Below are 6,880 nucleotides of genomic sequence, written 5' to 3'. Positions count from 1 at the left end.
CGGCCGCGCCGAGCACCAGCACCGGGGCGCGGGCGTCGGCCAGCGCGTCGGCGAAGCCGCGCAGCCGGTCCGGGTCCGGCGCGATCCGGGTGGCGACGGTCCGCACCTGCGGCGGCGGGTCGGCGGTCCGGTCCCAGTCGTCCATCGGCAGGGAGAGGAAGACCGGCCCGGCGGGGGGCTGCACCGCCGAGGCGTACGCCCGCATGAAGGCCGCGGGGACGTCCTGCGCGCGGGCCGGCTCGTGGGCCCACTTCACGTACGGCTGGGCCAGCTCGACCGCCCTCGGGCTCGCCAGCCGCGGCTCGATCAGCAGCATCTCCCGGGTCTGCTGGCCGGCGCTGACGATCAGCGGCGTCCGGTTGTGCCACGCGGTCACCAGGTTGCCCATGCCGTTGCCGGTGCCCGGCGCGGTGTGCAGGTTGACGTGCGCGGGGCGGCCGGTGCCCTGGGCGTAGCCGTCGGCCATGGCGACCGCCGACGCCTCCTGGAGCGCGTGCACGTAGTGGAAGTCGGCGGGGAAGTCCTGGAGGAACGGCTCCTCGGTCGAGCCGGGGTTGCCGAAGACGGTGGTCAGCCCGAGCGCGCGCAGCAGGTCGTAGGTCGCCTCGCGCACCGTCGCCATCGCCGGCTGCCTCCGTCCCGGGCCGGGCCGCCTCCCGACCCACCGAATCTAACGGGCGGAAGCCGACTTTTCGGGCGCTTCCCGGCTCAGGGCAGCGGGAACGGCAGCGTGATCCCGTCCAGCGCGCCACCGCACGGGCAGTCCCGTTCGGTCGGCAGCGCGGCGACCGCGTCCAGCAGGAGCCCGCGCAGCCGGTCGGTGTTGTCCGCGAAGACCCGGAAGACCTCCTCCTGGGTGACCGACTCGCCCGCCTCGACGCCCGCGTCCAGGTCGGTGACCAGCGCGATCGACGTGTAGCAGAGGGCCAGCTCGCGGGCGAGCACCGCCTCCGGGTGACCTGTCATGTTCACCACCGTGCCGCCGATCGAGGCGTACCAGCGCGACTCCGCCCGGGTCGAGAAGCGCGGGCCCTCGACCACCACCACCGTCCCCCCGTCCACCGCCGGCACGCCCCGCCCGGCCGCCGCGTCCAGCAGCGTCCGCCGCCCGGCCGGGCAGTACGGGTCGGCGAACGACACGTGCACCGCACCCCGGTCGTAGTAGGTCTGCGCCCGTCCGCTGGTGCGGTCGACGAGCTGGTCCGGCACCACGAACGTGCCCGGCCCCAGCTCCGGCCGGAGGCCGCCGACGGCACACGGGGCCAGTACCTGGCGTACGCCCAGGGAGCGCAACGCCCAGAGGTTCGCCCGGTAGGGGATCCGGTGCGGCGGGTGGCGGTGGTCGCGCCCGTGCCGGGGGAGGAACGCCACCCGGCGACCGCCCACCTCGGCCACCGTGATCGGGTCCGACGGCGCGCCGTAGGGCGTGTCCACCACGTGTTCCGTCCCGTCGAGCAGGGCGTAGAGACCCGACCCGCCGATCACCGCCAGTTCGGCCTCCGCCGTCATCCGGCCCTCCCTCGATCCGCCGCGATCACCCGCCGGTCAGACCTTAGCCAGTGGGCGGGGCGCAGGCTATGGTGCGTGACATGGCGTTGACAGCGTGGACGGTCGACGGCGTCGGGCCCGCGCGGGCGCACGGCTGACGGGTGTCGGACATGCAGGGTGAGGGGCAGGCGATCGGTGGCCGAGCCATGGAGTCGATGACCGGACGGCTGCTGGTCGCGACACCCGTGCTCAAGGATCCGAACTTCGACCGCACCGTCGTGCTGCTCGTCGCCCACGAGGCCGGTGGCGCCCTCGGCGTGGTGCTCAACCGGGCCACCGAGGTGCCGGTGGCGGACGTGCTGGGCGACTGGAGCGACCTGGCGCGGGAGCCGGCGGTGCTCTTCGAGGGCGGCCCGGTCCAGCCCGACTCGGCCATCTGCCTGGCCCGGATGCGCCACCCGGTCAAGCCGGTGAAGGGTTTCCACCGGGTCTCCGGCGCGGTCGGCACCATCGACCTCTCGGTCGACCCGGAGAAGCTGCGGGACGCCGTCGGCGGGATCCGGGTCTTCGCCGGCTACTCCGGCTGGGGGGCCGGGCAGTTGGAGCGCGAGATCGAGGAGGGGTCCTGGTTCGTGCTCGACGCCCTCCCCGGCGACGCCTTCGTCGACCGCCCGGACGATCTCTGGCCGATGGTGCTGCGGCGACAGGGCGGAATGATGGCCGCGGTGGCCCACTTCCCGCCCGACGTGGCGCTGAACTGACCGGGCCGCGGGGGTGACCCCCCGCGAGATGACCATGCCGAACGGCGTGTGTATAGTTCTTCCCGTGCCCGGGCGACCGGGGACGACCGCAAGGGGCCGTGGCGCAGCTGGTAGCGCACCACACTGGCAGTGTGGGGGTCAGGGGTTCGAGTCCCCTCGGCTCCACCTTTGCGAGCGAACAGCCCTGGTGGTTCATCCACCAGGGCTGTCGTCTTTGCTGACGTCGATCCGTCGACGCCTCCGACCGGTTCGACCTCTTTGGGGTCCACCCGGCAGCGGTTGGCCCGACGAGGCTCCCGAGCCGGTTTGAATCGGACGTATCGCCCAGCCGAGCCCGGCGGTTCCACGGCAGGAAGGTGTCGTCGATCATGCGTGCCGTGGTACTGCGGGAGTTCGCTTCGCCCCTGCGGGTCGACGAGATCGACCGGCCCGCGACCGGCGTCGGTCAGGCGCTCGTGCGCATCGTCGCCAGTGGCGTCAATCCGCTGGACACCAAGATCCAGGCCGGCCAGGCTCCGCACGCCCGCGTCCGTCCGCCGGCGGTGCTCGGCCTCGACCTCGCCGGGCAGAAGGTGCCGGGCAGGGCCGGGAGCATCACGGGGAGATCCTGCGCGAGGGCGCGGCACTTGCCGATGCCGGCGCGCTGCGTCCGCGACTCGACCCGCGCCGCTTCACCCTGGACACCGTCGGGGAGGCGCACGATCTGGTCGCCCGGGGCGCCGGCGAGGGCAAGGTCGTCGTCGACGTCGAGGCCGGAGGGGACTGACTCCCACCAGGGTGTCAACCGTCCGCACGGCCGGTGAGCACCAGCGCCCAGCAGAACGCCGCGAACCCGCCCGTGCTCGCCAGTGCCCGGACCACGTTCGCGGTGACCCAGGTGGCCTCGAAGCGCTCCCGTACCGCGCCGGGATCGCCCAGCCGGTCCGCCGGCCCGGCCGCCGCCAGCGCGTCGTTCATCGGGACGTTGACGGCGACCGTGACGGCGACGGTCGCCAGGTAGAGCACGAGCCCGGCGACGATCCACGGCAACGCCGGACGGCTCGCGCCACGCCAGGCCAGCACCGCCGCCAGCGCGGCCAGCATCGGTGTGCCGAGAAAGGCCAGCAGGAACCAGCCGTTGACGATGGTGACGTTGATCCGCTGCATCGCGTCCACGAACGTGCGGTCGTCCGCGCCCCGCAGCGCCGGCATCACGGCGTAGGCGAACGCGGCGAAGAGCCCGGCCATCAGCCCGGCTCCGACGGTGGCCCCGACCAGCGTCAGGTGCGGTACGAGTCGCATGCGCCCAGTCAATCGCCGTCCGGTGGGACGGCACATGTCCAGGAGACGCGAATCCGTGTGTCATCGTCTCCGTGGCCGCCACCGCCGGACTGCTCCGGTCGGTCCGCACGCCCCGGGTCGGGGGCGTACACCCTGGCCACGGCGGTCCGTGGTGCCTAGCATGACCGGATGACGGTCGACCTGTTCGCCGGCGTCCCGGTCCGTGACCGCGCGGTGGCGACCGACTTCTACGACCGGCTGCTCGGTGGCCCGCCGGCGTTCCTGCCCGACGACACCGAGGCGGTCTGGGAACTCGCCGCGCACCGCTACCTCTACGTCGACGTGCGGCCGGAGCACGCCGGGCACGCCATGCACACCGTCTTCGTCGACGACCTCGACGCCCGCCTGGCCGGGATCGCCGCCCGCGGGCTGACCCCTGCCGACGAGGAGACCTACGACAACGGCGTCCGCAAGGTCGTGTTCCGGGATCCGGACGGCAACGAGATCGGCTTCGGCGGCGGACCCGCCTGAGCGGCGGTGCGGGCGGTCGGGAGGGGCACCTCCCGACCGCCGCCGGCTCAACGCGGCCGGTACGCCTTCGGCAGCCGCATGCCCCGTTCGGCCATGAGCTGCCGGACCCGGTTCGGGTAGTCGGTGATGATGCCGTCCACCCCGAGGTCCATCAGCGCCGCCACGGTCGGCATGTCGTCGCAGGTCCACGGGACGACCTTCAACCCGCGTGCGTGCGCGTCCGCGATCATCTTGTGGTCCGGGTAGAACCGGAAGGCAGGGTCGGCGATCGTGCCGTTCTGCGGGAACCCGTAGTTCGGGGAGAGCGTGGTGACGCCCGGGATCGCGTCGGCGGCCCGGACGAAGTCGCCGCCGAAGTCGTCCACGTCCAGCCCGCCCAGCCACGGCGACGCGCCCGGCCTGCCGACCTGGAGGAAGTCGTAGTTGGTCAGCGCCACCAGCGGCCAGCGCGGCGCGAGCCGGTGCATCACCCGCAGCGCTCCCCAGTCGAACGACTGGATGGTGACCTGGCGCTCGATGCCCGAGCGCCGGATCTCCTCGAAGACCCGCCGGACGAACAGCTCACGCGGCGCGGTCTGCTCGGGCGCCCCCGCCTCCACCTTGGTCTCGATGTTGAGCGTGATCCCGTGGGCCCGGTAGCGCTTCACCAGGTCGAGCACGTCGCGCAGCTCGGCCATCCGGACACCGGCGATCTGCTCCTGCTCGGGGAAGCCGGGCAGCTGCTGGTAGCCGCAGTCCATGGTCCTGATCTGCGCCAGGGTGAGGTCCTTGATGTACTTCCCGACGTACGGGTACGCCGGGTCGCCCGGACGCACCGGCGCGGTGTCCCGGCACTTCTGCGCGCTGACCTGGCGGTCGTGCGTGACGACGACCTTCTCGTCCCGGGTGACCTGGGTGTCCAGCTCCAGCGTGGTGACGCCGAGACGCATCGCCTTGGCGAAGCCGGCAAGCGTCTCCTCGGTGGTCATGCCGATGCCACCGCGATGGGCCTGCAGGTCGAAGTGGGTCCGCTGCGGCGGGACGCCGGGACGGTCGGCCGGAGCCGCGTGGGCGGCCGCCGGTACGGCCAGCGCCGCGCCGGTGACCAGTGCCGTCAGCACCTGACGGACGGACATGGAGAAACCTCCGCTACCTCGGTTGACGTTCGCGCAGCCGAAGGTAGGCGCGGAGACGGTGGCGGCCGTGGCGGCGAGGTGAGGGACGGGTGAACGGTCGCGGGCGAGCCGGTCCGTGCCGGTGGCCGGGTCGCGGGGGTCCGCGGCCCGGCCACCGGGGGTGTCAGCGGGGTCGGCGCGTCTTCGGCAGGTCGAACTGGTCCGCCCGGCGGCAGTCCTTCGGGCCGCCGACCGCCGCCGGTCCGACCCGGTCCAACGCCTGGCGGGCCCGCTGGCGGCCGAGGTTCCAGGCGTACCAGGGGTCGCGCTGGTCGAGGTCGTCGGCGATCCAGCTCAGCGTGCAGCGGCGTACCGGGTCGGGCAGCCGGGTGAGCGCGGGCGTGGCGTCGGCGGACAGCGCCCGCAGGTACCAGGCGTCGATCTTGCCGGTCTGCTCGTACCGGAGCGTGTTGCGGCGGGCGGCGTAGTCCTCCGGGTTGAGCACCGCCAGGCCGAGCAGCATCGCCACGGCCAGCGCCACGGTGGTGCCGGGGATCCACCGGCCCCGCCAGCGCACGCCGGCCGCCAGGATCATCAGGAAGACCGCGCCGAGCAGCAGCTCGAACGCCATCACGAAGATCCGTTCACCGGTGAAGCTGTAGACCTTCTGGTAGGTCCACATGCGGGACAGCGCGGACACCACGATCACCACGCTGAGCGCGCTGAGCAGCCCGAGCAGCACGCGCAGCAGGACGCGCTCGACCGGCCGCTCCCGGCCGGCCCAGCGGCCCACCCCGCCGAGCACCGCCACCGTCAGCAGCGTGACGAAGAGCAGCTGCCAGAAGCCGCTGCGGGCGTACTCGGCGTAGCTCAGTCCGGCGACCTTCTGCACGTGTCGCTGACCGCCGAAGAGCACGGTGAACTGCACCACCACGAAGCCGGCGAAGAGCAGCGTCAGCGCCGCGATCGCCGGTGCCCACTCCAGCACGCCGAGCCGGCGCTCACCCTCCCGGTCGACGGTGGACAGGTCCGGCGGGGCGGCGAGCGTGTAGACGGCGGCGACCGCGATCAGTCCGCCCACCGCGGCGAGGAAGAGCCAGCCGACGACCGTACCGAGGTCGATCTCGGGCACGAGCGCGCCCAACGCCTCGGAGAACGCCGCGTCGGCGGACGCGAGCAGGCTGCCGAAGACCACCAGGACGACCAGGGTGGCGACCACCGACACGGTGACCTTGCGGACCGTCGTCGCCTCCGGCGAGGCGCTGACGTGCCGGCGCACCCAGGGCAGGCCGCGCAGCGCCGCGAACGGCGTGGCGACGAGACCGAACAGGATCGAGCGGACCAACCGGCCGCCGGCGATCGCGAGCGTGGCGCAGCCCAGCGCGCCGAGCACGCAGAACGTCACCAGCCACCAGGCGTTGCGGACCGCCGGCACGGCGATCAGGGCCAGCGCCGCCACCGCCCAACCGAGGCGGATCAGCCGGTCGGCGCGGGGCAGTTCGGCGGTCTTCGTGCGGACCGCGAGCAGCACCGCGACGGTGAGCGTGAGCCAGCCCAGGAACCAGCCGATGCCGACCCGGCCGAGCGGCACGAAGACCGCGCTGCCCAGCGCGCCGGCGAGCACCGCGAGCGGCACGGCCCGGCCGGTGGCCGGCTTCGGACCGGGCCACCGGGCGCCGAGGAACGACGTGCGGGGCACTCGGGGCCGGGGGGCCCAGCTCTGCGGCGGCGGGTAGGTGCCCCAGG

At 73.5% G+C, this 6,880-nt stretch carries 7 protein-coding genes, 1 tRNA gene and 2 pseudogenes; 5 read left to right on the top strand and 5 right to left on the bottom strand.

All coding sequences use genetic code 11. The features are described from left to right. A partial coding sequence (locus HUW36_RS22115) for a thiamine pyrophosphate-binding protein (RefSeq protein WP_246248271.1) occupies positions 1–622 on the bottom strand: 622 nt, incomplete at its 3' end. Positions 623–708: 86 nt separating this feature from the next. Continuing rightward, positions 709–1,509: an S-methyl-5'-thioadenosine phosphorylase gene (locus tag HUW36_RS22110; RefSeq protein ID WP_174529926.1), complete on the bottom strand. Its 801-nt coding sequence runs from the start codon at positions 1,507–1,509 to the stop codon at positions 709–711. Positions 1,510–1,658: 149 nt separating this feature from the next. On the opposite strand from HUW36_RS22110, the gene HUW36_RS22105 reads away from it, so the two are divergent. The 4 genes and pseudogenes from HUW36_RS22105 to HUW36_RS35235 all read left to right on the top strand — a co-directional run. Continuing rightward, positions 1,659–2,249 carry a YqgE/AlgH family protein gene (locus HUW36_RS22105; RefSeq protein ID WP_174529927.1) on the top strand — a complete coding sequence of 197 codons (591 nt, stop codon included), beginning with the start codon at positions 1,659–1,661 and terminating at the stop codon, positions 2,247–2,249. Positions 2,250–2,341: 92 nt separating this feature from the next. After that, positions 2,342–2,414, top strand: a tRNA-Ala gene (locus tag HUW36_RS22100). 203 nt (positions 2,415–2,617) lie between these two features. After that, positions 2,618–2,806, top strand: a pseudogene (locus HUW36_RS35240) (NADP-dependent oxidoreductase); the annotation flags it as partial. 26 nt (positions 2,807–2,832) lie between these two features. Continuing rightward, positions 2,833–3,015 (top strand): annotated as a pseudogene (locus HUW36_RS35235) (zinc-binding dehydrogenase); the annotation flags it as partial. Between the two features lie 14 nt (positions 3,016–3,029). Here the strand turns inward: HUW36_RS35235 and HUW36_RS22090 are convergent. Continuing rightward, on the bottom strand, positions 3,030–3,530 hold the full coding sequence (locus HUW36_RS22090) for an anthrone oxygenase family protein (RefSeq protein WP_174529925.1): 501 nt from the start codon (positions 3,528–3,530) through the stop codon (positions 3,030–3,032). Between the two features lie 168 nt (positions 3,531–3,698). On the opposite strand from HUW36_RS22090, the gene HUW36_RS22085 reads away from it, so the two are divergent. Further along, positions 3,699–4,040 carry a VOC family protein gene (locus HUW36_RS22085; RefSeq protein WP_174529924.1) on the top strand — a complete coding sequence of 114 codons (342 nt, stop codon included), beginning with the start codon at positions 3,699–3,701 and terminating at the stop codon, positions 4,038–4,040. Between the two features lie 47 nt (positions 4,041–4,087). Here HUW36_RS22085 and HUW36_RS22080 read toward each other — a convergent pair whose 3' ends face one another. Then, positions 4,088–5,155, bottom strand: coding sequence for a glycerophosphodiester phosphodiesterase family protein (locus tag HUW36_RS22080; RefSeq protein ID WP_174529923.1), 1,068 nt, complete (start codon positions 5,153–5,155; stop codon positions 4,088–4,090). 163 nt (positions 5,156–5,318) lie between these two features. Next, positions 5,319–6,880: DUF4153 domain-containing protein (locus HUW36_RS22075; protein WP_174529922.1), on the bottom strand; the 1,562-nt coding region annotated here is incomplete at its 5' end.

The organism is Micromonospora maritima, from assembly GCF_902825405.1.
Taxonomy (GTDB): Bacteria; Actinomycetota; Actinomycetes; order Mycobacteriales; family Micromonosporaceae; genus Micromonospora; species Micromonospora maritima.
The sequence above is the reverse complement of the archived record's forward strand: the minus strand, read 5'-3'. Positions and strand labels throughout refer to the sequence as shown.

Excerpts from the sequence above, each read along its gene's own strand:
- HUW36_RS22110 (WP_174529926.1), bottom strand. The coding sequence starts at position 1,509 with ATGACGGCGGAGGCCGAACTGGCGGTGATCGGCGGGTCGGGTCTCTAC.
- HUW36_RS22105 (WP_174529927.1), top strand. The coding sequence starts at position 1,659 with ATGCAGGGTGAGGGGCAGGCGATCGGTGGCCGAGCCATGGAGTCGATG.
- HUW36_RS22090 (WP_174529925.1), bottom strand. The coding sequence starts at position 3,530 with ATGCGACTCGTACCGCACCTGACGCTGGTCGGGGCCACCGTCGGAGCC.
- HUW36_RS22085 (WP_174529924.1), top strand. The coding sequence starts at position 3,699 with ATGACGGTCGACCTGTTCGCCGGCGTCCCGGTCCGTGACCGCGCGGTG.
- HUW36_RS22080 (WP_174529923.1), bottom strand. The coding sequence starts at position 5,155 with ATGTCCGTCCGTCAGGTGCTGACGGCACTGGTCACCGGCGCGGCGCTG.